The organism is Inquilinus sp. 2KB_23, assembly GCF_052115705.1.
Taxonomy (GTDB): Bacteria; Pseudomonadota; Alphaproteobacteria; order DSM-16000; family Inquilinaceae; genus Inquilinus; species Inquilinus ginsengisoli_A.
In genome coordinates this window covers 93,619-119,683 of record NZ_JBFRHF010000012.1, presented here as the reverse complement: position 1 = coordinate 119,683, position 26,065 = coordinate 93,619, and the positions used below count along the sequence as shown (strand labels likewise).

The window sequence follows — 26,065 nt, the reverse complement described above, 5'->3', positions numbered from 1 at the left end:
CGCGCCGCGCCCGGCTTCGGTAAAGTTACGAATGGGACAGGATCTTTTGGCCGCAGCCGAGGCCCGGACAGCAAAAAGGCCCGCCGGGGCGGGCCTTGTGCCGTGCCGAAAAGCCGGGCCGTCAGGCGGCCAGCTTCTCCTCGGCATCCAGCGTGGCGGCCACGGCGTGGACCACCGAGGCGATGCGGATGATCGCCTGGACCACGTCTTTGCCGACGCCCTTCTTGGCCACGACCTGCTCATGGCTGTCCATGCACATGCCGCAGCCGTTGATCGCCGAGACCGCCAGCGAATACAGCTCGAAATCGACATGATCGATGCCGGGATTGGCGATCGCGTTCATGCGCAGCCGCGCCGGCAGCGTCGCGTAATCCTTCTCGGACACCAGATGGGTGAAGCGGTAGTAGATGTTGTTCATGCCCATGATCGCCGCGGCGGTCTTCGCGGCGGTCTGCGCCTCGGGCGACAGATGCTGCGCCGCCTCGGCGGCGATCGCCTTGATCACCGTGACGTTGCGCGAGGCGAAGGCGCTGGCCAGCGCGGTGCCCCAGATCTGCTGCGCGGTCACGCCGGGCGGGGTCAGGACCGAGGACAGGTTGAGCTTCAGGTCCTTGGCGTAGTCGGGAAGGGCGGCCTTCAGCGTGTCAATCGACATCGGGTGCTCCGGCGGACAGGGAAAAGACAGGCGGCCGACCCTTTCGGGTCGGCCGTGGGAAGAAGATCAAGGGGCCTGGATCAGGCGGCCTTGAGGGTCTCCTCGCCCTTCTGCCAGTTGCAGGGGCACAGCTCGTCGGTCTGCAGCGCGTCGAGCACGCGCAGGACCTCGGCCGGGTTGCGGCCGACCGACATGTCGTTGACCGAGACGAAGCGGATGATGTTCTCGGGGTCGACGATGAAGGTGGCGCGCAGGCACACTTCCTCGTTCTTCTCCAGGATGCCGAGGGCGCGGCTCAGATCCTTGCGGATGTCGGCCAGCATCGGGATCGGCAGGTCCTTCAGGTCGGCGTGGTTCTGGCGCCAGGCCAGGTGCACGAACTCGCTGTCGGTCGACACGCCGTAGGTCAGCGCGTCGCGGTCGGCGAAGTCGCCGGCCAGCTTGCCGAACGCCGCGATCTCGGTCGGGCAGACGAAGGTGAAGTCCTTCGGCCAGAAGAACACGATCTTCCACTTGCCCTTGCTGGCCGTGCGGTCGATCTGCGTGAAGGCGTCCTTCGGGCTGGTCGAGACGACGGCCTGGAGCGAGAAGTCCGGGAAGGTGTCGCCAATGGTGAGCATGGGCATGGGAAGCTCCGTGGGGTTCTTCGTGGGATTTTTTGTGCGGCGCAACAGGGTTGCTACCGCAGTGCAGCAAGGGGATAGCAAGCCTAAGTCCGACAATCAAATCGATTGTTCTGACAATTATGATAGGCTGAGCCTATGAACCAGCCGATCACCCTGAGGCAGCTCCGCTATGTCGTCGCCGTCGCCGACACGCGCCATTTCGGCCGGGCCGCCACGGCCTGCCATATCAGCCAGCCCTCGCTCAGCGCCCAGGTCCAGGCGCTGGAGGAGATGCTGGGCGGGCCGTTGTTCGAACGGTCGAAGCGCCGCATCATCCTGACCCCGCTGGGCGAGGCCATCGTCGCCAGGGCCCGGCGCATCCTGGCCGAGACCCAGGACCTGCTGCTGGCCGCGCGCGACCAGGCGGCGCCGCTGGCGGGGGATTTCCGGCTCGGCGTCATCCCGACGCTCGGCCCCTACCTGTTGCCGCGGCTGATGCAGGCGCTGCGCCGCACCTATCCCGACCTGCGGCTGTACCTGCGGGAGGACCTGACCGACCGGCTGGTCGAAAGGCTGCGCCGGGGCGAGCTGGAGGCGGCGCTGCTGGCCCTGCCGGCCGACGACCCCAAGCTGGAATCGCTGGCGGTGTTCGACGAGCCCTTCCTGCTGGCGGTGCCGACCGGCCACCGCCTGGCCCGGGCCAACCGGGTCACGCCCGGCGACCTCTCGGGCGAACATCTGCTGCTGCTCGAGGACGGACACTGCCTGCGCGACCAGGCGCTGGAGGTGTGCCGCAGCGCAGCACGAACCGAGACGGACACCTTCGGCGCCACCAGCCTGTCGACCCTGCGCGAGATGGTGGCCGGGCGGATCGGCATCACGCTGCTGCCGGCGCTGGCCTGCACTGCGCCGACCACGGCCGACGGCGACATCGCGGTCCGGCCGTTCGACGCGCCGGTGCCGTCGCGGCGGATCGGCCTGGTCTGGCGGCGCGGCGCCGCTCGGCGCGGCGAGATCGAGATGCTGGCCGAATTCCTGCGCCAGCACCTGCCGGAAGGGGCCGTGCCGATCGCGCGGGAGGATGCCCCGGATCTGTCCGAACTGGCGGTCGGCAAGGCGGCGGCCGGCTGAGGCCGCTGCCGTTCGCACCAGCCGTCAGTAATCCCACTCCATGGTCACGCCGAGGCCGCCGCCGCTCTGGCCGCCGGCCTCGGCCTGGGCCTTGATGTTGGGGGTGATGTCGAGGGTCACGGTGGCCTTGGTGTCGCCGGCATCGATGCCTTGCTCCACCCCGACGCGGACGCCCTTGGTCAAGTAGCGGCCGATGCCGACCGAGGACGCGCCGGCGGCATTGGTGTTGAAGTCGAGCTGGTCGAGGCCGAGCGACTTCTGGATGCCGCTGAGCAGGCCGGAGCCCGGCGTGCCCACGCCCGCCAGCTCCGCCGCCGCCTGGGCCAGCTGGATCGCCTGGGTCGGGCTCAGCTGGCCGGTGGCCTGGCCGAACAGCAACCGCGACAGCACCTCGTCCTGCGGCAGTTCGGGCGACGAGCTCAGAGTCAGCTCCGGCTTCGAGGCATAGCCGGCGACCTGGATGTGGGCGGTGACGTCGCCGGCCTTGGACGAGGCGAGGAAGTCCAGCCGCGGGTCCATCACGCCGCCGTCGAAGGTGATGCGGCCATGCTCGAAATCCAGCCGCTGGCCGAATTTCGCGATGTAGCCGCGCCTCATCTCGAAGTCACCCTGAATGTCGGGGGTCGAGGTGGTGCCGACGATGTGCAACTGGCCCTGCAACTCGGCATCGATGCCTTGGCCGCGGACATAGATCTGGTTCGGCGCGTCGACGGCGATGTCCAACGCGATCTGCGACGGCGGCCGCTGCGGCTGGTTTGAGGTGCGCTTCGGCGCCGGCCGGGCGGCCGGCGCGTTCGCCTTCAGCCGGGCGGCGATCTCCGGCGGCACATTGATCTGGCGCACCGGGATCGGCGTCACCGACACCGGGAAGCTGTCCGGGATCTGCAGGATGGCATTGCGGATCTTGATCGAGCCCTTCAGCAGGGCGTCGGCGGACAGGTCGCCGGACATCGTCAGATCGCTGTCGGCATGGACCGTGGCGAGGTCGCTGGAGACCAGCAGGGCATTGTTGGTCTGCAGCCGGATGTCGACCGGCAGGCTGCCGCGGGGGCCCAGCGTCACGCTGCCGCTGCCGCTGATGGTGCCGCCGCCCGGCGTCTTCGCCGCCAGGCTGGTCAGGCGGAAGCTGTCGCCGGCGCCGGTCACGGTGGCGTCGATGTTCTGCAGCCGCACACCGTATTGCGAGTTCTGGTAGATGCCGTTGCGCAGGGTGATGGTGCCGGAGGCCTGGGGTTTGTCGGCCGTGCCCTCGACCTTGACGTCGAGCGACAGCGGCCCGCCGATACGGTCGGCACCGGCGCCGAGGAGGTCGTTGAACATCCCCAGCTCGACCTGGCCCTTGGCCGAGGCCGAGATCGCGCCGCCGCCCAGCGGCACCGCGCCCTGCAGGTCCAGCCGCGCCTTTCCGGCGGTGACCCGGCTGGTGACGGTGACGCGCTGGCCGGCGATGGTGCCGTCGGCGGTGGCGTCCACCGGCGGCAGCCCGGCGGTGTCCAACCCGCCCATCCTGGCGCCGGTGACCTTCAGCGAGAACTTGCCTTCGGGATCCGCGGCGCTGCCGGTGATGGTGGCATCGCCGTTCAGCTGGCCCTGCAGGCCCAGGCCGGGGCTGGCGATCTCGGCCAGGCCGAGCGGCAGCCGGGCGATCCTGGCGCGCAGGTCCAGCGTGTCGCCGGCCTTGCCCGACAGGGTGACGCTGCCGCCGCCGCTGACCGCGAGGTCGATGGTGCCGAGGTCGACGCCGGCGGCGCCGGCCCGGATGGTGGCGGGCCTGGACAGCGTGACCGACTGACCGGCCTGGCGGACCGTCAGGCGCTTCAGGCCGACCACCGTCTCGGCCCCGCCCAGCCCGACATCGGCGGCCATGTCGGCGGTGCCGTATCCGGTGGCGGCCTGCAGCTGCAGCGCCAGCTGCTGCATGGTGCCGGCGACATTCAACTCGGCGCGGCTGATCGGGGTGCCGCCGGCATTGGCGCCGGTGATCACCAGCTTGCCGTCCTGGATGCGGCGCCCATCCGCCATCGGGTCGACCACCAGCCCGGTCAGCCGGGCTTCGTCGACCGTGGCGGTGGCGCCATAGGCGACGCGCCGGGCGGTCAGGTCGATCCTGGCGCCGCTGGCGGGGTCGAGCGCCAGGGTGGCGTCGACCTGGCCGCGCAGGGTCTGGCCGATGAAGGCGCCGACGACGCCAAGATCGGCGACGGCGAGCTTGATGGTGCCGCCGATCGGGCCGCCATTGGCCGCCATGGTGGCGTCGCCGTCCGCCTTGACGCCGGCGACATCCAGCGCCAGGCCCTTGATGTCGAAGCCGCCATCCGGCCGTTGGCCCAGCGTGGCGTTGCCGGTGGCCGGCTTGCCGTCGACCGTGCCGGCCAGCTTCAGCGTGCCGGCGGGGGCAGAGGGCAGGCCGGTGGCGTCGATGTCGGCAGTCAGGGTCTCGATGGTGTGCCCGGCGCTCTTCACCCCCTTGGCCACGACCTGGCCGCGGACGCCCAGCGCGCCGATGCTGCCGGACAGGATGGCGTCGACCGACACCGCGCCCTCGACCCCGGGCGACACCGCGGCGATCGAGCCGAGCGACGCCTTGATCGCGCCGGTGATCGCCTCGCCGTCCAGCGTGCCGGAGGCGGCGAGCGAGGCCTTGTCGCCGTCGATCTTGACATCGGAGATGGTGATCTTGCCCGCGGCGCTGCGCTCGATCCGACCGCTCAGCGTCGCCTGCTTGCCCAGCACGGCGGCGGTCGGCGTGGCCTCGGCATTGGGTTCGCCGATGGTGCCGGCCCACTCCATGCTGCCGGAGCCATCCGCCTGCAGCGCCGGCTTGACGGTCAGGTCGAGGGTGCCTGAGATCTGCTGGTCGACCAGCCCGGACACGCGGCCGAGATCAATGGCGCTCAGGTGCAGCGTGCCGGCGCCGGCGGGCGCCATCGCGTCGCCCTGGCCGCTGGCGGTCAGCACGGCGCCGTCGAGCCTGGTCTCCAGCCGGTCGATCACCACCTTGCCCGATTGCGTGGCACTGCCGGCCAGCTGCAGGTCGACGGTCCGGCCGGCGGCGGCCTCCAGCTGCGGGTCGCCCAGCACGATGCCGCCGACCGACCCGGTGGCGCTGAGCCCGATCGGCGCTTCGGGGTCGGACAGCTTGCCCTGCGGCGTCGCCGTCAGGTCGAAGGCGGCGGTCTGGGCGCCGTAGACGCCCTGGCGCAGGCCGGTGCCCTGGATCGCGGCGGTGGCCACTGGTGCATCCAGCGCACCTTTGGCGGTGCCGCTGACGGTCAGCGATTCCCAGCCGGTGCCGGGCGGCAGCAGGGCGGTGAAGCCGGCGGCGGCGCCGGCCTGGACGCGATAGGCCAGGTCGACCGTGTTGCCGACGGGATTGGCGCTGCCGTTGACCGAGACGCTGCCGGCCGCGGTGGCGGCGTCGAACTGCCTGATCGTGATCGGTCCGGCATCGGCAACCGTGGCCTCGGCCTTCAGCGTGGTCCTGCCCTGCAGCAGCGGGGCGATGCTGGCCGGCACCAGCCGGGCGGCATCGGCGTTGAGGTCCAGGGTCAGGCGGCGGCTGCCCTGGCCCGGCTCGATCCGGGCGGTGCCGTCGATGCCGCCGAGGTCGCCGGCGCGGCCGGTCAGGGTGGCACGCCAGTCGGACAGGGTGCCGGTGCCGTCGAGCTTGAGGTCGACCGGTGGCTGCCCCGGCAGCTGGGCCATGCTGGCGATGACGCCGCCCTGCGGCTCCTGTACCGACACCGCGACATCGAGCTGTTCGGTCGACGGGGTGAAGGCCAGCTTCGCCGTGACATCGCCGGCGGTGCCGTCGAGGCGGTGGACGGCGAAATTGGCCCGCAGCCCCTGCGACGGGCTGCCCAGCCTGGCGTCGCCGGCCACGCTCAGCTTCGCCGCCATCCCAGCCACGTCGGGGCCCAGCGCGATCTGGTCGATCCGCAGCCGGTCGAGGCGGATGTCGACCGGCAGCTGGGGCAGGGAGAAGCCGCCGGAGCTGGGCTCGGATTCGGTGGTGCCGCCGGCGGGCAGCCGGTCGACGGTGATGGTGCCAGCCTCCACCGCATCGATCTGCAGCACGCGGCCGAACAGCGCCGTCGGGCTCCAGGCCAGCCGGGCATGGTCGACGGTGACCAGCGGGCCCGCGGGGTCGGACACGGCGACGTCGCGCACCGTCATGTCGAAGGGCACCAGCCCCTCGATCGCGCCGATCGACACCTGCATCTCGGGCGTGCTGGCCAGCCCGCCGGCCTGGTCGGCGATGAGGCGCTTGCCGGGGCCGGTCTGGGCCAGGCCGAAGCCGATCAGCAGCAGCGTGATCGGCAGGCCGATCACCACCGCGAGGACGATGAGGAGGATCCGGATCGCGCGCATCAGAAGGCCTGCCCGATGCTGATGTAGAGCTGGAAGGCGTCGTCGTCCTTGCGCTTGTTCAGCGGCACCGCGATGTCCGCCCGGATCGGCCCGATGCCGGTGTAGTAGCGGGCGCCGATGCCGGCCGCGTATTGCAGGTCGCTGCCGAAGTCGGGGACGCTCTTCTCATAGACGCCGCCGGCGTCGAAGAACGGCACGATGCCGATGCTGTCGGTGATCTTGTAGCGCAGCTCGAGGCTGCCGATCAGGGAACTCAGGCCGCCGGTCGGGTTGTGGTCCTTATCCTGCGGGCCGATGCTCTGGTACTTGTAGCCGCGCACGCTGCCGCCGCCGCCGGCATAGAGCCGCTTGTCGGGCGGCACGTCGGCGATGTCGGGGCCGGCGATGCTGCTGATGCCGAGCTGCCCGGCGATGATGATGCTGCCATCATCCGACAGGTCGAGATAGGTCGACGCCAGCGCCTTGGCCACCACCATGTCGACCGAGGATCCGAGGAAGGTCGGGTAGGGGGTCAGCGACAGCTGCGCCCGGTAACCCTTGGATGGGTTCAGCAGGTTGTCGGTGGTGTCGATCTTGGCGCCGAGCGGGATGCCGACGAAGGTGTAGTCCCAGGTGCCCTCGTCGTTCTCGACATGGCCCTTCTCGAAGCTAAGGCCGGCCAGCAGGTCGATCTGCTTGGTGTAGTGGTAGGTCGCGATGCCCTGCACCAGGCCGCGCGTGCTGGTGTAGGCATCCAGCACCTCGTGTACCGCCTCGGCCTTGGCATCCAGCGTGGTCTTGCGGTCCAGGAAGCCCGGCACCGTCAGGGTGACGCCGAACTTGTAGTTCGGTTCGGTCCCGCTGCCCTGGCCGCCGCCCACCCCGCTGAGTTCACCGTCGACCCGCAACTGCTCGGCCCCGCCCCACAGGTTGCGATGGCCCCAATAGGCGTTGATGCCGGCGCCGTAATTGGTCTCGTATTTGGCACCGAAGCCGAAGAAGCGCAGCGGCCGCTCCTGCACCGTGATCGCCACCGGCACATTGCCCTGGGGGTCCAGCGCCGTCGCGGTGGTGACCCGCACATTGCTGAACACCCCAAGGTCGGCCAGGTCCTTGCGCAGGTCCTGGATCTGGGACGGGGAATAGACCTGGCCGGGCACGAAGGGCACCCGGCTCAGGATGAAGCTCTCGTCGACCGTCTTCTCGCCCTCGACCGACACCGCGCCGAATCCGGCCTTGGGGCCGGGATCCAGCACCTCGGTCAGGTCCATGGTGTTGTTACTATGGTCGACCACGGCGTCGCGCGACGGCACCTTGGCCAGCGGATAGCCCTGGTTGTTCATCTGGGACACCATCGCACCCTCGGCGCTGAGGATGGTGCCCGACAGCGCCGGCTGGCCCGGGTCGAGACCCAGCGGCGTGCGGTCGATCACCAGCGGCAGCTGGTCCGACCCCTTGGTGTCGGTCAGGCGGACGGTCTTGAACTTGTAGCCGGGGCCGAGGTCGATCTTGATCGAGACCTTGACCGGGTCCCTGCTCTGCCGCGCCGTGAGCTGGTCGATCAGCCCGGGATCGTTCAACGGCTTGCCGTCGATGGTGATGCCGACCGTGGCGCCGTAATAGGACAGGGCGCCCAGCGCGCCGTACAGCCGGTCCTGGTCCGCCAGCGCCCGGCGGATCAGCCCGACCGGGCCGGCGGGTGGGCTGGACTGCAGCGTGATCAGGTTCGAGGCGCCGGTCAGCGCCGCGGTCGCGCTGTCGTCGGACACCGGCTCCAGCGTGGCGACATAGGCAATGGCGTCCGGCAGCGGAGTCGCCGCAGCGGCCGCGTCGGCCGCGGGCTCGGCCGGATCGCTCTGCGCCAGGACCGCCGCAGGGGGCACCAGGGCGGCGAGGACGCCGAGCCATGTCAATCCGTGCCATCTCAGTCGCAAGCCCATCCCCCCTAGCCCGACGCCCCGCGGCATCGTCCACGGTCCGCGCTTCGGTTGCCACCCCTATCGCAACACCTGGAATAAGGGTTTCGTTGCCGCAAATTTTCCTTCGACTTGTCAATGTGTTGCTGGAGTCGGCTTGCACTTGCCGCAGATCTCCCTATATTCCGCGTCGACGGCGGTTGGGGCGTTCGCAAGGCGCCCTGTCCGCCGTCCTTCGTTTTGCCCGCACCTTGCGCTCGCCTCGGACCGACCATGGAAATCCGGAACATCGCCATCATCGCCCATGTCGATCATGGCAAGACGACCCTGATCGACGTCCTGTTGCGCCAGTCGGGGGCCTTCCGCGACAATCAGGTCGTGGCCGAACGAATCATGGATTCGAACGACCTCGAACGGGAACGCGGCATCACCATCCTGGCCAAGTGCACGTCGCTGGTGTGGAAGGACGTCCGCATCAACATCGTCGACACGCCGGGCCACGCCGATTTCGGCGGCGAGGTCGAGCGCATCCTGAACATGGTCGACGGCGTGGTCGTGCTGGTGGATGCGGCCGAAGGGCCGCTGCCGCAGACCAAGTTCGTCACCGGCAAGGCGCTGAAGCTGGGCCTGCGGCCGATCGTGCTGGTCAACAAATGCGACCGGCCGGACGCCCGCGCCCACCAGGTGCATGACGAGGTGTTCGACCTGTTCGCGGCGCTCGACGCCAATGACGACCAGCTCGACTTCCCGACGCTGTTCTCCTCGGCCAAGCAGGGCTGGGCGGCGGAGAGCCTTGAGGCCGAGCGGACCGACATGTCGCCGCTGTTCGACCTGGTGCTGAGCCACGTGCCGGCGCCGAAGATCGAGGAGGACCAGTCCTTCCGCATGCTGGCCACCACGGTCGAGGCCAACCCCTATCTCGGCCGGGTGCTGACCGGCCGCATCCGCTCCGGCTCTGTCCGCCCGAACATGACGGTCAAGGCGCTGTCGCGCGACGGCACGACGATCGAGACCGGCCGCATCAGCCGGGTGCTGGCCTTCCGCGGCATCGAGCGCCAGCCGATCGACAGCGGCGAGGCCGGCGACATCGTCGCCATCGCCGGGCTGGTGACCGCGACCGTCGCCGACACCATCTGCGACCTGAACGTGACCGAGGCCTTCGCGGCCCAGCCGATCGACCCGCCGACCATCGCCATGACCTTCTCGGTCAATGACAGCCCGCTGGCCGGCACCGAGGGCGACAAGGTCACCAGCCGCGTCATCCGCGCCCGCCTGCTGCGCGAGGCCGAGGGCAATGTCGCGCTGAAGATCACCGAGACCGCCGAGAAGGACGCCTTCGAGGTCGCCGGCCGCGGCGAGCTGCAGCTGGGCATCCTGATCGAGACCATGCGCCGCGAGGGCTTCGAGCTGTCGATCAGCCGGCCGCGCGTGGTCTACCAGTCCGACGAGTCGGGCAACCAGCTCGAGCCGATCGAAGAGGTCACGATCGACGTCGACGAGGAGCATTCCGGCGTCGTCGTGCAGAAGCTGTCCGAGCGCAAGGGCGAGCTGCTGGAGATGCGGCCCTCGGGCGGCGACAAGCAGCGCCTGGTCATGCTGGTGCCGACCCGTGGCCTGATCGGCTACCAGGGCGAGTTCATGACCGACACGCGCGGCACCGGCGTGATGAACCGGATCTTCCACGACTACGCCCCGCACAAGGGCGCCATCGCCTCGCGCCACACCGGCGTCTTGATCTCCAACGCCCAGGGCGAGGCCGTGGCCTACGCGCTGTGGAACCTGGAGGATCGCGGCCCGATGCTGATCGAGCCGCAGGTCCGGGTCTACCAGGGCATGATCATCGGCGAGCACACCCGCGGCAACGACCTCGAGGTCAATGTGCTGAAGGGCAAGCAGCTGACCAACATCCGCACCACCAGCAAGGATGAGGCGGTGCGCCTGACGCCGCCGATCCAGATGACGCTGGAGCGGGCGCTGACCTACATCAACGACGACGAGCTGGTCGAGGTCACGCCGAAGACGGTGCGCCTGCGCAAGCGCCTCCTCGACCCGAACGAGCGCAAGCGCCTCGACCGCCAGAACAAGGCCGCGGTCTGAGGCGACTCAGGACGCGGTCAGGTCGTCAGGCCTGACGCTCCGGGCGCTGCCGGCAGCACCCGGGGAGGCACCGGCGGCAATGCCGTGCCCGGACGCTCCGTCGCGATGATCGTGGCGTGGACCGCCTGGACCACGAGCTTCTGAAGAAAGTCCCAATCCTCGGGCGCGTTGTTGCCGGTCAGGCTGAAGGCCGTCACCGCTAGCGTGTAGCGGCCGATCACCGTCTGGCCGGAGACGGAGCGTGTCGTCACGGTCATGGCGGGGGGAAGCCCGCGCGAGGTCATCTCGAATCCGTCGTAGACGGCATCCTGATCCGACCCGAGGTAGCGGAGGTCGCTGACGGTCGTGCTCTTCTTCAAGGCATCCGGGATCTGGTCCCGCAGTCCTGGAACCACCCGCTGATTCAACAGGTCGGTGAGCTTCGGATTCGCCATGATTGCGAGATAGACCTGCCGGTCGCCGGCAGAAGTCATCAGCCTGGTCTCAAAGACGAGCCGAACCTTATGCCAGGGCTTGGCGGAGCCTGGCTCCGGCCCGATCTCGGCGCAGGGACGGAAGGTCGCCAGGATCTGCGAGCCCGGCTGGGCGACTTGGCCGATCGTTCTATAGACCCTCGGCGCCAAAGGATCCGATTCATCCGACAGGCAATAGCCGGCAGGCGCGATCGCCTGGAAGGGCGGCGTGCCCGGTTGCGGGACAAGCGGTTTCGGCGGCTGCGAGACGCAGGCCGACAGCAACACCAACAGGGCGCCTAGCCCAGCCCATCGCGTCATGAAGTCCCCCCTCGTTGCGGGAACTCTAGCGCGACCGGCCTCGTGCCGCGAACCGGATTTCGCCGGGGCCGGGCCTTTGCGCCGAAGCCCTGGATGTGTGCGGAGCGACCCCGGTTACTCCATGTCCTCCAGCTCGCGCCCGCGGGTCTCGCGCACCGCGCGGGCGACGAAGATGAAGGACAGCACGGCCATCAGGGCATAGATGCCGTAGGCGATGCCCAGCCCGGCGGAGGCCAGGGACGGGAAGGTCTCCGAGACGAAGAAATTGGCCACCCATTGCGCCGCCGCGGCCACGGCCAGGGCATAGGCCCGGATGCGGTTGCTGAACATCTCGCCCAGCAGCACCCAGACGACGGGCCCCCAGCTGACCCCGAAGAACACGACGTAGAGGTTGGCGGCGACCACCGCGACGACGCCGGCCTGGCCGGGCAGCACCGGGACCAGGGCGCCATTGACCATCTCGGTGGGGGCGGTGCCGAAGATATAGGCCATCGTCCCCAGCGCCAGGGTCATGCCGGCGGACCCGATCAGCAGCAGCGGCTTGCGCCCGACGCGGTCGATCAGTGCGATGGCCACCAGGGTCGTCAGGATGTTGGTGACCGAGGTGGCGACGGTGATGATCAGCGAGTCGGCCTCGGTGAAGCCGACCGCCTGCCACAGCACCGAGGAGTAGTAGAAGATCACGTTGATGCCGACGAACTGCTGGAACACCGACAGCAGGATGCCGGTCCACACGATCGGCAGCAGGCCGGCCGCAGGGCCCAGCAGATCGCGCAGCGACTGCTTGTTCTCCCGGTCGATGCTGTGCTCGATCTCGGCGATCTTGACCTGGGGCGGCGGCTTGTTGCCGACGAAGCGCCGCAGCACGTCCGCCGCCTCGGCCAGGCGCTTCTTGCTGACCAGGAAGCGCGGCGATTCCGGGATGATCCCGGCCAGCACCCCGTAGATGACCGACGGCACCGCCATCGAAATGAACATCCAGCGCCAGGCCTCGAGCCCGAACCACAGGATCTTCTCGGCGCCGCCGGCCGCCGCGACCAGGGCATAGTCGCACAGCAGGGCGACGAAGATGCCGACGACGATGGCCAGCTGCTGCAGCGAGCCGAGCCGGCCGCGGATATGGGCCGGCGAGACCTCGGCGATATAGGCCGGGGCGATGACGCTGGCGGCGCCGACCGCCAGCCCGCCGAGGAACCGCAGCGCCGTCAGCGACCAGATGCTCCAGGCCAGGCCGGACCCGACCGAGCCGATCAGGAAGATGACCGCCGCGATCTGCATCACCGCGATCCGGCCGTAGCGGTCCGCGACCGGTCCGGCGAACCAGGCGCCGACCGCCGAGCCGAGCAGGGCGCTGGCCACGGAGAAGCCGAGCAGCACCTCGCCGGCCCCGGACCAGGTGCGGATGGCCGCGACGGCGCCGTTGATGACCGAGGTGTCGTAGCCGAACAGGAACCCGCCCATCGCCGCCGACAGCGCGATCAGGAAGGTCTTGCCGATGACGAAATCATCGCCGCTGGAAGAGGTTGCAGCGCTGCCCCTGGGCGCGTTGCCTGCCGTCGACATGTCCGACCTCCGTCATATCCATGAGGACGTTGAACCTGTCGGCGGCCTATTCCTATCCGCGAAATCGGGACGTCTGCATGGCGGGTTCGGCATGGAACCGTGGGGCGGTGCTGTGGCGGCCAGCGATCCCGGCGTGGCGTCAGCTCGGCAGCGGATCCAATCGCCAGCTGCCGCCCTGGCGGGCCAGGCGCGGCTGCAGCCAGGCCAGGGCCTCGCGCAGCGGCTCCTCCACCCCCCAGGGCAGGTTGGCCAGGATCAGGCCGGACCCGTTCAGCCGGGCCGGGAACAGGCTGTCGAACAGGGTCAGCTCGGCGGTCCAGGCGCGGGGCAGGGGCGGCAGCGCCGCCAGCATGGCGTCGACCGGCGGCCGGTCCTTGATCGGGTACCAGGCGGCGATGATGCCCTCCGGCCAGCGCCGATGGGCCGCGCCGATGGCCTGCGCCATGCGCAGCTGCTCGCCCTGGACCTCGAAGGGCGGGTCGATCAGCAGCAGCCCGCGCCGGGGCTGCGGCGGCAGCAGCCCGCGCAGCGCCTCCCAGGCGTCGCGGTGATGGATCGCAACCTGGCTGTCGCCGCGGAACTCGGCCTGCAGCCGGGCGTGGTCCTCGGGATGCAGCTCGACCAGCGCCAGCCGGTCCTCCGGCCGCATCAGGGCCCGGATCAGCCGCGGCGATCCCGGATAGATCTCCAGCCTGCCGGACGGGTTGAAGCCGCGGACCAGGTCGAGATAGCGGGCGACCACGGGCGGGGCGTCGGTCGCACTGTCGATCCGGCCGATCCCGTCGATGTATTCGCCGGTCCTCGCCGCCTCGGCCGCCAGCGCGTAGCGGCCGATCCCGGCATGCAGGTCGAGTGCGAAGAACGGCTTGGCCTTGCCGCGCAGCGCCTCGACCAGCGCGACCAGCACCACATGCTTGACGACATCGGCCTGGTTGCCGGCATGGAAGGCGTGGCGGTAGTTCATGACGCCCGCAGCACCGCGACCCAGCCGGGCAGCGGCGTCCCGTTCTCGCGCCGGGCCCAGGCGCCTTCGACCTCAACCACGGCGAAGCCGGCCGCCGCTGCGGTCGCCGCGAGATAGCCGGAGGAATGGAGGTAGCGGTGATGGTCGCCCAGGCGCCAGCCATCCGCGTCATGCGCCTCGGCGGTCAGGGCGAACAGGCCGCCCGGTCGCAGCACGTCGCGGGCGGCGGCGAAGAGGGGGCCGAGATCGCCGATATAGACCGCGACGTCGGCGGCCAGCACCAGGTCGTAGCGCTCCGGCCAGTCCGCCAGCACGGCCGCGATCTCGCCCGGCTCCAGCCGGTCGTAGATCCCGCGCGCCATCGCCTGCAGGATCATGGCGGGCGACAGGTCGATGCCGTCCAGCCGGCGGCGGCGGTCGGCGAAGGCGGCGCCGGCCAGGCCGGTCCCGCAGCCGAGGTCGAGGATGTCCAGCCACCCCTCCGACATCACCCGGTCGACGGCACGGCGCAGCAGTTCCGGCCCGCGATAGCCCAAGGCGTCGACCAGCGCGGTGTCGAAGCGCCGGGCATACTGGTCGAACAGGGTGCGGACATGCGCCTCGGGCAGCTGCGCCGGGGCCGGCGCGGCGCCGATCAGCGCCAGCCGCACCGCGGCGCCCATGCGGTCGTCCGGATCCAGTTGCAGGGCTGTGCGGTAAGCCGCCTCAGCGGGCTCGCCCGCCGCTTCCAGCGCCTGGCCGAGCGCGTGCCAGGTCTCGGCGTCGGCGGGGTCGATCTCGATGGCGGCGCGGATGGCTTCGGCGGCCTCGGCCGGCTGCCCGTCCGCCAGCAAGGCGAGGCCGATCTCCAGGCGCCGGCGCGCCCGTGGATCCGGAAGGACGAGGGGAAGGGTCATGGGGCGCAGGATCCGAAGCGTCGCGGCGGTGCCGTGATCGCGCCGGGCTTATAGTCGATACGACCCCGGATCGTCGATAGGTGTGCTCAGGCCCCGACCGGATAGATGAAGCCGTCGGCCTCGTAGACTCCGCCATAGGCGTTGGTGTCGGGGTTCCAGAACCGCACCGCGGTCCAGTCGTTGCCGGAGGAGACGTCGACCACCGACTGCTCGCGGTAGATCCGCCGCCGGGTCGGGCCGTTGTTGCCCCAGTTGGTGTGCGACACCGTGATCTCGCGCGAGTTGCGCACCGTGACCACCACCGAGATGTGGCCGCTGCTCAGCCGGTCGGACTGACCGAGCACCAGCACGGCGCCGGAGCTCGGCGTGCTGCCCTTGGCGTAGACGCCGTCGGCATGGTCCCACCAGGTCCAGGCATCGCCGCTGAGCTGGATGCCGGAGACCGAGCGGGCATAGGGCACGCATTCCTCGGGCGCATTGGCGGTGACGTAGCGGGCGACGCCGGTGCTGGCGGGGTTGCGCACGATGTCGGGCCCGCCGCCGCAAGCGGCCAGGACCAGGGCGATCGACAGCACCCAGATGCGTCGTGGCATCGCTTGCTCTCAACCAATTAGTCAGAAAAGCCCCTCAATGCACTGGAAGATAGGGTGTTTTGGGATGCCAATCAAGTCTGAGTTGAGGCGATGCAACCCTCGCGAGTAGGAAAGGTGCCGGATTCTCAGATTGATTGGGAACATCATCTCTGTCTCGCCGTCAAGCTCCGGGATCAGCCACCTTTCGAGCCAACAAGCCGACGCTCAAGGACCCCGACAAGATCTATCCCGGCCAGGTGCTGCGGGTGCCGCCGCTGTCTTAGGAGCGTCGGCCTGACCTGATCGCATTGGCTTGAATTCCGGGCCGGGCAGCACCGCGTGACGCTGCGCCGCGCCGGCCCGCTTTCCCGTGTCGCGACGCCTGCGCTTGCTGTATCAGCAGTCGCGGAGCGTTGGGATGCGGGAGGTCGCAGGCGTGGCCAATGTGCTGTTCATCACCGCCGACCAGTGGCGCGGCGACACACTGTCGGCGGTGGGGCACCCGTGCATCCGCACCCCGGCGCTCGACGCGCTGGCGGCCGATGCCACGCTATTCCGGCGCCACTACACCAACGCCTATCCCTGCGGCCCGTCGCGCGCCACGCTGCTGACCGGCCTGTACCCCCACACCCATCGCAGCGTCCGCAACGGCATGCCGCTCGATGCCCGCCACGGCAACCTGGCACAGGAGGTCCGGCGCGGCGGGTGGGAACCGCTGCTGTTCGGCTACACCGACACCTCGCTGGACCCGCGCGGCCGTCCGCCTGGCGACCCGGCGCGCGACACCTATGAAAGCGTGGCGCCCGGCTTCACCCCGGTGATGAACCTGTCGGAGCTCAGCCGTGGCTGGATTGCCGACCTCCTGGCCAAGGGCTACGACATCGCCGAGCCGGGGCAGGGGCGCGAGCCGCTCTACGATCCCGACCCGGCCGGCGAGACCGCGCCTGGCGGCTTCGGCCCGACCCGGATCCGGGCCGAGGACAGCGAGACCGCCTTCCTCACCGACCAGGTGCTGCGGCACCTCGCGGTGCGGCAGGGCCAGCCCTGGTTCGTGCATCTGACCTATGTCTGCCCTCATCCGCCCTTCGCCGCGCCGGCGCCCTGGCACATGGCCTATGATCCGGCAGCGGTGCCGGCGCCGCTGCGCGGTCCCTCGGCGGCGGCGGAGGGCGAGCAGCATCCGCTGCTGGCCGGGCTGCACCGGGCGGTGCCGCTGTCCAAGTTCCTGAACCATGCCGAAGGCCCGGCCTCCGCCCTCGACGCGGCCGGGGTGGCGGCGGTCCGCGCCGCCTATTACGGCCTGGCCTCGGAGGTCGACCACCATCTCGGCCGGGTCTTCGACTTCCTGCGGCAGAGCGGCCAGTGGGACGACACGCTGATCGTCTTCACCTCCGACCATGGCGAACAGCTCGGCGACCACCACCTGTTCGGCAAGCTCGGCTATTTCGACCAGTCGGCGCACATCCCCCTGATCGTGCGCGACCCCCGCGCCGCCGCCGATGCCGGGCGCGGCCGGCAGGTCGACGGCTTCACCGAATCGGTCGACATCCTGCCGACCATCCTCGGCTGGCTGGGCCTGCCCGTGCCGCGGCAGTGCGACGGCCGGGCGCTGCTGCCGTTCTGCCACGGCGAGACGCCGGGGGATTGGCGCGACGCGGCGCATTGGTTCTATGATTTCGGCAATGTGCGCGAGCGGATCGAGAGCGAGCACGGCCGGCTGCAGGGCAACGAATGCGGTGTCCAGGTGATCCGCGACGCCAGGCGCAAATATGTGCACTGCACCGGCCTGCCGCCGCTGTTCTTCGACCTGGAGCGCGACCCCGGCGAGTTCGAGGACCGCAGCCGCGACCCGGCCTATGCCGGCGAGGTGCTGGCCTATGCCCAGAAACTGCTGTCCTGGCGCATGCGGCACGAGGACCGGACGCTGAGCCACATCACCCTCGAAGGCGGCTATTTCGAAGAGGAGCCGTCATGAACACGGCCGGTATCCAGGGCATCCTGTTCGACAAGGACGGCACGCTGATCGACTATGCCTCGACTTGGACGCCGCTGAACCGCGAGGCGGCGCTGTTCGCCGCGGCCGGCGATCCGGAGCTGGCGCGGCGGCTGCTGGCGGTCGGCGGCGCCGACCCTGATACCGGTGTGGTCCGCGCCGACACGCTGTTCGCCGCCGGCGCCACTCCGGAGATCGCGGCCGCGTGGATCGCCGCCGGCAGCCCCTATGATCTCGACCTGCTGGTGCCGGAGATGGACCGCATCTTCCAGGGCGCCACCTCGACCGCGATCGTGCCGACCGTGGCCGATCCGGCCGGGCTGTTCCGGCGGCTGCGCGACCGCGGCCTCAAGCTCGGCGTGGCCTCCAGCGACGGCGAGGTGGCGATCCGCAACACCCTGGCGATGTTCGGGCTGGACGACCTCGTCGACTTCGTCGCCGGCTACGACAGCGGCCACGGCCACAAGCCGAACCCGGGCATGGTCTATGGCTTCTGCGACGCCACCGGCCTGCCGCCCGGCGCCGTCGCCATGGTCGGCGACAACCGGCACGACATGGCGATGGGGCGCGCGGCCGGGGTCGGCCTGTGCGTCGGAGTGCTGACCGGCACCGGCACCATCGAGACCCTGGCCGGCCTGGCCGATCTCAGCCTGCCCGACATCGGTGGGCTCGAGGCGCTGCTCGAGCGGGGCGGGCGTCCACTACAGGCCTGATGGCGCCGGTCGGATTTTCGATTAAAGTCCCGCAAAATCGAGTCGGCCGAGGAGGGTAACGTGCCCGGTTTTCCGATCGTCGACAGCCATGTGCACATCTATGACCCCGCAGCGATGCCGTATCCCTGGATGGACGGGGTGCCGGTCCTGAAGTCGCCGCACCTGCCGGCCGACTACGACCGGCAGCGCGACGGGGTGGCGATCGACCGCTATGTCTTCGTCGAGGTCGCCATCGCCACCGCCCAGAGGGTGGAGGAGGCGCGCTGGGTCGGCGCGCTGGAAGACCCCCGCCTGGGCGCCATCGTCGCCTCGGCCGCGGTCGAGGACGGCCAGGCGGTGCGCACCGAGCTCGACGCGCTGCAGGCCGCCACCCCGAAGCTGCGCGGCATCCGCCGGCTGATCCAGGGCGAGGCGGTGGATTTCTGCATCCGCCCGGGCTTCGTCGAAGGCGTGCGGCTTCTGTCGGAATACGACCTGTCCTTCGACCTGTGCATCTTCCACCCGCAATTCGACAGCGCGCTGGAACTGGTGCGGCGCTGCCCGGAGATCCGCTTCGTCCTCGACCATATCGGCAAGCCGGGGATCAAGGACGGGATCGACCAGCCGTGGCGCGACCAGATGCGCGCCCTGGCGGCACTGCCGAATGTCTGGTGCAAGGTCTCGGGCGTGGTCACCGAAGCCGATCATGGGGGCTGGACCCGGGCCCAGATCGAGCCGTACATATGTCATACGATTGACTGCTTCGGCTTCGACCGCACCATGTTCGGCAGCGACTGGCCCGTCTGTGAGTTGGCCTCCAGCTATCGCCGCTGGGTCGACACGTTGGACGCCATCCTCTCGGACGCGTCGGAGGCGCAGCTGCGGCAGCTCTATCGCGACACCGCCACCGCCTTCTACCGGCTCGGCTGAGCCCAAGACGCTTGAGAGAGGACCGCCCGTCCATGGACCCGATCGCGACCCGTCCGCTCGGCAAGAGCGGCGTACCCGTCACCCAGCTCGGCTTCGGCGGGGCGCCGCTCGGCGACTTCTACCAGAAGCTGCCGGACGGGCAGGCGACCCAGACCATGGCCCGGGCGCTGGAGCTCGGCGTCACCCTGGTCGACACCTCGCCGCTTTACGGCTTCGGCCTGTCCGAGCACCGCTTCGGCCAGGTGCTGCGGCAGCGGCCGCGCGACAGCTATGTGCTGTCGACCAAGGTCGGCCGGGTGTTCGAGCCGCCGAAGCGCGGCGCGGCGGTGGACCATGGCGGCTGGGCCGGCGGGCTCGAGTTCAATCCGGTGTACGACTACAGCTACGACGGCGCCATGCGCGCCTTCGAGCAGAGCCTGATGCGCCTTGGCATCCCCCATGTCGACATCCTGCTGATCCACGACGTCGACATCTGGACCCACGGCTCTCGCGACGCCTATGAGCAGCGGCTGAAGGAGGCCCTGGCCGGCGCCTACAAGGCGCTGCTCAGGCTGCGCGAGGAGGGCGTGGTCAAGGCGATCGGCGTCGGCGTCAACGAGGTCGAATCCTGCATGCGCTTCGCCGAGGGCGGCGACTTCGACTGCTTCCTGCTGGCCGGGCGCTACACCCTGCTGGAGCAGACCGCGCTCGACGAGTTCCTGCCGCTGTGCCAGCGCCGCGACATCGGCATCATGCTGGGCGGGCCGTACAATTCCGGCATCCTGGCCACCGGCGCCGTGCCGGGCGCCAAGTACAACTACGCCGACGCGCCGAAGGAGATCCTGGAGCGCGTGGCCCGGATCGAGGCAGTGTGCAAGCGCCATGGCGTGGCCCTGCCGGCGGCGGCGATCCAGTTCCCGCTGGCGCATCCGGTGGTGGCGTCGATGATCCCGGGCGCGGTGAAGCCGGAGGAGGTCGAGCGCAACCACGCGCTGATCGCCACCCCGATCCCGGCCGAGTTCTGGGTCGAGCTGAAGCGCGAAGGCCTAGTCCGCGAGGACGCTCCGGTGCCGGGCTGAGACGGGCCGAACCCCCGCGGCTCAGACCAGGTTGGTGATGGGGTCGGCGCCCAGCAGCGCCCGCCCGTAGATCTCGCTGTTGATCTCCGGGTTGACCATGGCGTGGCGGCTGGCGACCTCGGAATCGCGCCAGATCCGCTGCAACGGGCAGGTTTCGGCAAAGGCCGAGGCGCCATGGGCCGAGCACAGGATGCGGATGGCCTCGCGCGCGGTCTCGGCGATATAGCCGGTCTCCATCCGGATCCGCGCGCGTTCGACAAGGCTCAGCGTCCGGCCGGCCCGGGCCGCCGCGTCGATGTCGGCGGCGGCGCGGTCGGCATGCAGATGCGCCGTCTCGATCAGCATGGCCGCCCTGGCGATGGCCAGTTGCACCGTGGGGGCCGCCGCCTGGGTGTCGTAGCTGGTGTAGGCGATGCCGCGCCGGCCGGCCTTCTCCATCACGAATTCGAGGGCGCTGGTGGCGAGGCCGAGCTGCGGCCCGATCAGGATCAGGGCCGCGACGGGCACGAAGGCGGTGCGGTACAGCGCCTCGCTTTTGTGCGGCGTCGGGTGGTCGCCGGCGAGCAGGCGGGACAGGGGCAGGATGCGGTGGTCGGGCACCGTCACGTCCCGGGCCACCAGCGTGTTGCTGCCGGTGCCCTTCATCCCGGCCACGAACCAGGTGTCCTCGATGCCCAGCTCCGGCATCGGGATCAGGGCGAGGCCGCGATCGACGACCGTGCCGGCCGCATCGACGATCGGCACGCCGACCAGGCCCCAATCCGCGTGCTGGCAGCCGCTGGACCAGGGCCATCGGCCGCTGACCACCAGCCCGCCATCGACCCGGCGGCTCTGCGCCTCGCCGGCGAGGGCGCCGGCCACGCGGGCATCGGGATTCTCCGCCCACACATCCTGCTGCAGCCGATCGGTGCCGATCCCCGTGATCCAGGCGCAGGCATTGATCAGCGACAGCACCCAAGCGGTCGACCCGCAGCCCATCGCCAGCTCGCGGGCCACCGCGATCGAGGTGCGGATGTCGGTCTCCGATCCGCCGAAGCGCCGGGGCACCATGATCCGGAACAGGCCGGCGTCCTGGATGGCGCGGATGCTGTCGTCCGGGACCCGCCGGTCGGCCTCGGTGCGGGTCGCGTTGCGCGTGAGCAGCGGCACCAGCGCCCGGGCGCGGTCCACGAGGTCGGCCCGCAGCGTCCCGGCTGTCGGTGAGGCGGGCGCGCCGCCGTCACCCCCGCCGCGGCTGCCGAATGACAGGCCGGTGATGTGTTCGAAAGCCTCGCGCATGGCGCTTCCCAGTCCGCGTTTGTGGGCGCCCATCGCGCGGTCCGGCTGGTCGCGACCGTCGTGCCGGAGCCGGCGAGGTGCCCGTGGCAATGGCGGAACGCTAAGGCCACGGCATTGCAGCCCGATTGCGGTTGCGCGGGGGTCGGGCTACGGACGCAATTCAGGAGGGCTCAGAGCAGGCCCAGGCTCTTGAAGCTGGAATGGCCCTTGCGGCCGATGATGACGTGGTCGTGCAGGGTCACGCCGACCGCCTCGACCGCCCGCGCCACCGCCTTGGTCATCTCGATGTCCGCGCGCGACGGTGTCGGGTCGCCGGAGGGATGGTTGTGGACCAGAATCAACGCGCTGGCGCCCAGCTCCAGCGCCCGGCGGGCCACCTCGCGCGGATAGATCGGCGCCTGGTCGACCGTGCCCTGGGCCGGGATCTCGTCGGCCAGCAAGGCGTTCTTGCGGTCCAGGAACAAGAGCCGCACCTGCTCGGTGGCGCCGAACTTCATGGCGACGCCGAGATAATCCAGCAGCGACTGCCACGATCCGATCACCGGACGGTCGGCCACCTGCTCCTTCAGCATGCGCTCGGCCGCCGCCTGCACCACCTTGAGCAGGGCGACGCTGCCGTCGCCCAGGCCCCCGCGCTGGGTCAGCTGGGTCGGGGTGGCGGACAGCACCGCGCCCAGGCTGCCGAAGGTGGCGATCAGCTGCTTGGCCAGCGGCTTGACGTCGCGCCGCGGGATGGCGGCGAACAGCAGCAGCTCGATGATCTCGTAATCGGCCAGCGCCGGGGCGCCGGCGGTCAGCAGGCGCTGCCGCAGCCGGTCGCGATGACCGCTGTGGTGGGGCTCACCACCGGAGGACGGGACGGTGTCCGTCGCATCCGGCGGCGCGGTCACGGCAGCAGTCCGATCATCAGGCGGGGCCCATCACGAGACCGGCCCGATCACGGGATGAGGTAGGGCGGCTGGGTCAGGCCGGCGGGGGACAGGGTGAAGATCTCCACCCCATCGGCCGTCACGCCGACCGTGTGCTCGAACTGGGCCGACAGGCTGCGGTCGCGGGTCACCGCGGTCCAGCCGTCCGACAGGATCTTCACCGCCCAGTGGCCGGCGTTGATCATCGGCTCGATGGTGAACATCATGCCTTCGCGCAGGGCCAGCCCGTCGCCGCGGCGGCCGTAATGCAGGATGCTGGGCGGGGCGTGGAACACCTTGCCGACGCCATGACCGCAGAAGTCGCGCACCACCGAGAAGCGGTGGCCCTCGGCATAGGCCTGGATGGCGTGGCCGATGTCGCCCAGCGTGGCGCCAGGCTTGACCACGGCGATGCCGCGCATCATCGCCTCATAGGTCACCTCGATCAGCCGCTTGGCCTTCACCGTGACCTTGTCGCCCGCAATGTACATGCGGCTGGAATCACCGTACCAGCCGTCCAGGATCGGGGTGACGTCGATGTTCAGGACGTCGCCGTTCTCCAGCTTCCGGTCGCCCGGGATGCCGTGGCAGACGACATGGTTCAGCGAAATGCAGCTCGATTTGGGATAGCCGCGATAGCCCAGCGTCGCCGGCACCGCGCCATGGTCGCGCATGAAGCCGTCGCACAGCTTGTCGAGCTCGTCGGTGGTGATGCCCGGCTGCACATGCGGGGTGATGAAGTCGAGGGTCTCTGCGGCCAATCGGCCGGCACGGCGCATCGCCGCGAAGCCGGCCTCGCCGTGCAGGGGGATGTGGCCTTCCTCGCGGGTCTGGGGTTCCACCTCGGTCACGCTTTCTATCCTGTCTCGCATCGCCTCTAGGCTATAGCATCGCTGTCGGCCGGTCGTCATCCGACCCGATATGGGGCGGAGCGACCGGAATCCGATGGGCAGGACCGCATGACCGATACGCGCATCGTCACCGCCGCCGTTCTGGTGATCGGCGATGAGATTCTCTCCGGCCGCACCAAGGACGCCAACATGGGGTTCCTGGCGGAACGGCTGACCGAACTGGGCATCCGCCTGCGCGAGGCGCGGGTGGTGCCGGATGTCCCCGACGAGATCGTGGCCGCGGTCAACGCGCTGCGCAGCCGCTACGACTACGTCTTCACCACCGGCGGCATCGGCCCGACCCATGACGACATCACCGCCGAATGCATCGCCCGCGCCTTCGGCGTGCCGCTGCTGCGCCACCCCGAGGCGGTGCGGCGGCTGGAGGCGCATTACGAGGCTGGCCAGTTGAACGAGGCCCGGCTGCGCATGACCAATGTGCCGGAGGGCGGCACGCTGATCGACAACCCGGTCAGCGCCGCGCCCGGCTTCCGCATCGGCAACGTCCATGTCATGGCCGGGGTGCCACGGATCATGCAGGCGATGTTCGACGGCATCGCCCCCACTTTGACCGGCGGCGACCGGGTGCTCAGCCGCACCGTGACCTGCGACCTCGGCGAAGGGGTGATCGCGGCCGGCCTCGGCGCCATTGCCGCCGAGTACCCGGACCTGTCGATCGGCAGCTACCCGTATTTCCGGGCCGGCAAGTTCGGCACCAGCCTGGTGCTGCGCGGCACCGACGCCGACCGGCTGTCGGTGGCGACCGAGGCTGTGCGCGCCCTGGTGGTCTCGCTCGGCGGCACCGCCGGCCTGGATGTGGCGAAGACCGAATAGGCCAGCCCGATCAGCAGCGCGATGCCGAGCCAAGCGGCGGCATAGGCCAGGCCATGACCGCCCCATCCGCGCCGGAACGCGGCCGGGGCCACCAGGATGATGGCGGCGGCCAGCCAGGCGAGTCGGATCCAGTCGAGGTCGTGCATCTCTCCGAGATGAGAGATCGGCGGGCCGGTTGCAAGGCGCATTGCGCTTGCGCGCCGCCCGGTCTCAGGCGATAGACGGAACCCGTGCGGACGTGGTGAAACCGGTAGACACAGCAGACTTAAAATCTGCATCCCTCGGGAGTGCGGGTTCGAGTCCCGCCGTCCGCACCAATTTTCCCCCAACCGTGCCACGGCCCTTGGCGGCCCAGTTGGCCTGTCGGTCGAACGCGACCCCTTCTTCGAGGCCGGCCGGCCGCTGGGCCGTTACACCAACGAAGCGCAGCGGCTCGGGATCACCCGTGTGCGGATGTCCGCTTACGGGGAGGCGGGCGGAATGCCTCCTGATCGCTCCTCTCACCCGCCCTGGCCGGCGCATGCCTACGGGTACGCGCGCAGGAGTTCGCCCAGCATCCGCGTGGCGTCCTGCAACCTGCGCTCGTCCGAACCGCCGAAGCCGAGCAGCAGCCCGCAGCGGGGCACCGTGCTCGCGTAGCAGGTGGACAGCGCGGTTGCCGTCAGGCCGCGATCGCCCATGCGCCGAACGAGATCGGTGTCATCGAATCCATCAGGCAGCAGCACCGCGACATGCAGCCCGGCGTCGGCATTGTGGACGACCAGGCGGTCGCCGCAATGCCGCGCCAGACCGTCGAGCAGCGCCGCGCGCCGCGCCTGGTACACGCCACGCATGCGGCGCAGATGCCGCACGAAATGCCCGCCGTCCAGGAACTCGGCGAGCGCCGACTGGTAGAGCGTGGGCGGGAACAGATCGAAGGCCAGGCGCGCCCGCAAGACATCCTGCAGCAGCGGCGGCGGCACCACGAGATAACCGACCCGCAATGCGGGAAACATCACCTTGCTGAAGGTGCCGACATAGATCACCCGTCCATGCGCATCCATGCCCTGCAGCGCGCCGAGCGGCCGGCTGACGTAGCGGTACTCGCTGTCGTAGTCGTCCTCCAGCACCCAGGCGCCTTGGCGCCGCGCCCAGTCCAGCAGCGTCAGCCGCCGCGCTGCGGTCATCGACATGCCGAGCGGATATTGATGCGAGGGCGTGACATAGGCGGCGCGCGCCCCGCCGGCGCGCCGCAGCGCGTCCACGTCGATGCCGCCCTCGTCGACCGGGATCGGCAGCAGCCGCGCCCCGCCGGCCGCCAGCGCGGCGCGGGCGCCGGGATAGCCCGGCTCCTCCACCGCCACGGCGTCGCCGGGGGCAAGGATCGCCGCGGCGGCGATGCGCAGCGCCGCCTGCGAGCCGGAGACGATCAGGACCTGCTCGGCGCTGCAGCGGACCCCGCGGGCGGCGCGCAGATGGTCGGCGATCGCCGCGCGCAACGCCGGCAGCCCCGCCGGATCGCCATAGGCCATGTGCGCCGGCGGCAGCCGCTGCGCATGCCGCGCCACCAGCCGCGCCCAGGCGACATGCGGAAACCGGTCCAGCGCTGGCAGGCTGGTGCGGAACGGACCAAGCCCGCCATAGTCGCTTTCCGGCGGGACCCGGGGCGCCGGCCGCGCCCCATCCGGCACCGGCTTCGATTGCAGCAGCTCGTCGGGCAGCGCCTGGCTGACATAGGTGCCGGACCCCGCCCGCCCCTCGAGATAGCATTCGTGCAGAAGCTGCTCATAGGCGGCCAGCACCGGCAGGCGCGACACGGCCAGGTCGAGGGCCAAGGCGCGCGTGGACGGGATGCGCTGGCCCGGCCGCAACGCGCCGGCAAGGATCGCCCCGCGGATGCCGTCATAGATCTGCCGGTGCAGCGGCAGGCCGCCCGACCGGTCGAGGGGCAGGTGCAGAGTGGTCATGGCATTCAGGCGCC

General features: G+C 70.2%; 20 protein-coding genes and 1 tRNA gene. 8 read left to right on the top strand and 13 right to left on the bottom strand.

Going from position 1 to position 26,065, the window contains the following annotated elements:
* Positions 1 to 121 precede the first annotated feature (121 nt).
* A complete protein-coding gene (locus tag AB4112_RS17245; protein WP_309791826.1) occupies positions 122 to 655 on the bottom strand; it encodes a carboxymuconolactone decarboxylase family protein in 534 nt (177 codons plus the stop codon).
* A gap of 80 nt (positions 656 to 735) precedes the next feature.
* The gene (locus AB4112_RS17240) at positions 736 to 1,281 is read right to left on the bottom strand and encodes a peroxiredoxin (RefSeq protein ID WP_441721352.1); all 546 of its coding nucleotides are present in this window, start codon (positions 1,279 to 1,281) and stop codon (positions 736 to 738) included.
* Between the two features lie 135 nt (positions 1,282 to 1,416).
* On the opposite strand from AB4112_RS17240, the gene AB4112_RS17235 reads away from it, so the two are divergent.
* Positions 1,417 to 2,391, top strand: coding sequence for a LysR substrate-binding domain-containing protein (locus AB4112_RS17235; protein WP_309791827.1), 975 nt, complete (start codon positions 1,417 to 1,419; stop codon positions 2,389 to 2,391).
* Positions 2,392 to 2,415: 24 nt separating this feature from the next.
* Here the strand turns inward: AB4112_RS17235 and AB4112_RS17230 are convergent, their stop codons facing one another.
* Positions 2,416 to 6,762, bottom strand: coding sequence for a translocation/assembly module TamB domain-containing protein (locus AB4112_RS17230; RefSeq protein ID WP_441721349.1), 4,347 nt, complete (start codon positions 6,760 to 6,762; stop codon positions 2,416 to 2,418).
* Positions 6,762 to 8,654 (bottom strand): autotransporter assembly complex protein TamA, encoded by a 1,893-nt coding sequence (locus AB4112_RS17225; protein ID WP_441721346.1) that lies wholly within the window; start codon positions 8,652 to 8,654, stop codon positions 6,762 to 6,764. Before AB4112_RS17225 ends, AB4112_RS17230 begins: the two co-directional genes overlap by 1 nt.
* Positions 8,655 to 8,930: 276 nt before the next feature.
* Between AB4112_RS17225 and typA the strand changes: the two genes are divergently transcribed.
* Positions 8,931 to 10,754 (top strand): translational GTPase TypA, encoded by a 1,824-nt coding sequence (gene typA / locus AB4112_RS17220; RefSeq protein WP_309791830.1) that lies wholly within the window; start codon positions 8,931 to 8,933, stop codon positions 10,752 to 10,754.
* A 17-nt stretch (positions 10,755 to 10,771) separates the two neighbouring features.
* Here the strand turns inward: typA and AB4112_RS17215 are convergent, their stop codons facing one another.
* The 5 genes from AB4112_RS17215 to AB4112_RS17195 all read right to left on the bottom strand — a co-directional run bounded on the left by AB4112_RS17215 (position 10,772) and on the right by AB4112_RS17195 (position 15,543).
* Entirely contained in the window at positions 10,772 to 11,497 is a 726-nt protein-coding gene (locus AB4112_RS17215; RefSeq protein WP_441721343.1) for a hypothetical protein, read from the bottom strand.
* A gap of 144 nt (positions 11,498 to 11,641) precedes the next feature.
* Positions 11,642 to 13,090, bottom strand: a complete 1,449-nt coding sequence (locus AB4112_RS17210; protein WP_309791832.1) for a sugar porter family MFS transporter — start codon at positions 13,088 to 13,090, stop codon at positions 11,642 to 11,644.
* 139 nt (positions 13,091 to 13,229) lie between these two features.
* The gene (locus tag AB4112_RS17205; protein ID WP_309791833.1) at positions 13,230 to 14,054 is read right to left on the bottom strand and encodes a 23S rRNA (adenine(2030)-N(6))-methyltransferase RlmJ; all 825 of its coding nucleotides are present in this window, start codon (positions 14,052 to 14,054) and stop codon (positions 13,230 to 13,232) included.
* Positions 14,051 to 14,950, bottom strand: coding sequence for a class I SAM-dependent DNA methyltransferase (locus AB4112_RS17200; RefSeq protein ID WP_441721339.1), 900 nt, complete (start codon positions 14,948 to 14,950; stop codon positions 14,051 to 14,053). The genes AB4112_RS17205 and AB4112_RS17200 overlap by 4 nt, the downstream gene beginning before the upstream one ends.
* 86 nt (positions 14,951 to 15,036) lie before the next feature.
* Complete coding sequence (locus AB4112_RS17195; protein ID WP_309791835.1) at positions 15,037 to 15,543, bottom strand: CHAP domain-containing protein; 507 nt, start codon at positions 15,541 to 15,543, stop codon at positions 15,037 to 15,039.
* A 397-nt stretch (positions 15,544 to 15,940) separates the two neighbouring features.
* Here AB4112_RS17195 and AB4112_RS17190 point away from each other — a divergent pair, with 397 nt between their 5' ends.
* Genes AB4112_RS17190 through AB4112_RS17175 form a run of 4 tightly spaced genes read left to right on the top strand, consistent with a single transcriptional unit; the run spans position 15,941 to position 20,195 of the window.
* The gene (locus AB4112_RS17190; RefSeq protein ID WP_309791838.1) at positions 15,941 to 17,497 is read left to right on the top strand and encodes an alkaline phosphatase family protein; all 1,557 of its coding nucleotides are present in this window, start codon (positions 15,941 to 15,943) and stop codon (positions 17,495 to 17,497) included.
* On the top strand, positions 17,494 to 18,228 hold the full coding sequence (locus tag AB4112_RS17185) for an HAD family hydrolase (protein ID WP_309791839.1): 735 nt from the start codon (positions 17,494 to 17,496) through the stop codon (positions 18,226 to 18,228). Before AB4112_RS17190 ends, AB4112_RS17185 begins: the two co-directional genes overlap by 4 nt.
* A 60-nt stretch (positions 18,229 to 18,288) precedes the next feature.
* The gene (locus tag AB4112_RS17180; RefSeq protein WP_441721334.1) at positions 18,289 to 19,137 is read left to right on the top strand and encodes an amidohydrolase family protein; all 849 of its coding nucleotides are present in this window, start codon (positions 18,289 to 18,291) and stop codon (positions 19,135 to 19,137) included.
* 32 nt (positions 19,138 to 19,169) lie between these two features.
* Positions 19,170 to 20,195, top strand: a complete 1,026-nt coding sequence (locus tag AB4112_RS17175) for an aldo/keto reductase (protein WP_309791841.1) — start codon at positions 19,170 to 19,172, stop codon at positions 20,193 to 20,195.
* A 21-nt stretch (positions 20,196 to 20,216) separates the two neighbouring features.
* On the opposite strand, the gene AB4112_RS17170 is transcribed toward AB4112_RS17175, so the two are convergent.
* The 3 genes from AB4112_RS17170 to map all read right to left on the bottom strand — a co-directional run bounded on the left by AB4112_RS17170 (position 20,217) and on the right by map (position 23,223).
* Entirely contained in the window at positions 20,217 to 21,473 is a 1,257-nt protein-coding gene (locus AB4112_RS17170; RefSeq protein ID WP_309791842.1) for an acyl-CoA dehydrogenase family protein, read from the bottom strand.
* Between the two features lie 170 nt (positions 21,474 to 21,643).
* Positions 21,644 to 22,363, bottom strand: coding sequence for a RadC family protein (gene radC, locus AB4112_RS17165; RefSeq protein WP_309791843.1), 720 nt, complete (start codon positions 22,361 to 22,363; stop codon positions 21,644 to 21,646).
* A 47-nt stretch (positions 22,364 to 22,410) separates the two neighbouring features.
* The gene (map, locus tag AB4112_RS17160) at positions 22,411 to 23,223 is read right to left on the bottom strand and encodes a type I methionyl aminopeptidase (RefSeq protein WP_309792243.1); all 813 of its coding nucleotides are present in this window, start codon (positions 23,221 to 23,223) and stop codon (positions 22,411 to 22,413) included.
* Between the two features lie 117 nt (positions 23,224 to 23,340).
* Here map and AB4112_RS17155 point away from each other — a divergent pair, with 117 nt between their 5' ends.
* Together AB4112_RS17155 and AB4112_RS17150 are read left to right on the top strand one after the other, a co-directional pair.
* Positions 23,341 to 24,105: a competence/damage-inducible protein A gene (locus AB4112_RS17155; protein WP_309791844.1), complete on the top strand. Its 765-nt coding sequence runs from the start codon at positions 23,341 to 23,343 to the stop codon at positions 24,103 to 24,105.
* A 232-nt stretch (positions 24,106 to 24,337) separates the two neighbouring features.
* Positions 24,338 to 24,422 (top strand) — tRNA-Leu (locus AB4112_RS17150).
* Positions 24,423 to 24,629: 207 nt separating this feature from the next.
* On the opposite strand, the gene pdxR is transcribed toward AB4112_RS17150, so the two are convergent.
* Entirely contained in the window at positions 24,630 to 26,051 is a 1,422-nt protein-coding gene (pdxR, locus tag AB4112_RS17145; protein ID WP_309791846.1) for a MocR-like pyridoxine biosynthesis transcription factor PdxR, read from the bottom strand.
* Between the last annotated feature and the right edge of the window lie 14 nt (positions 26,052 to 26,065).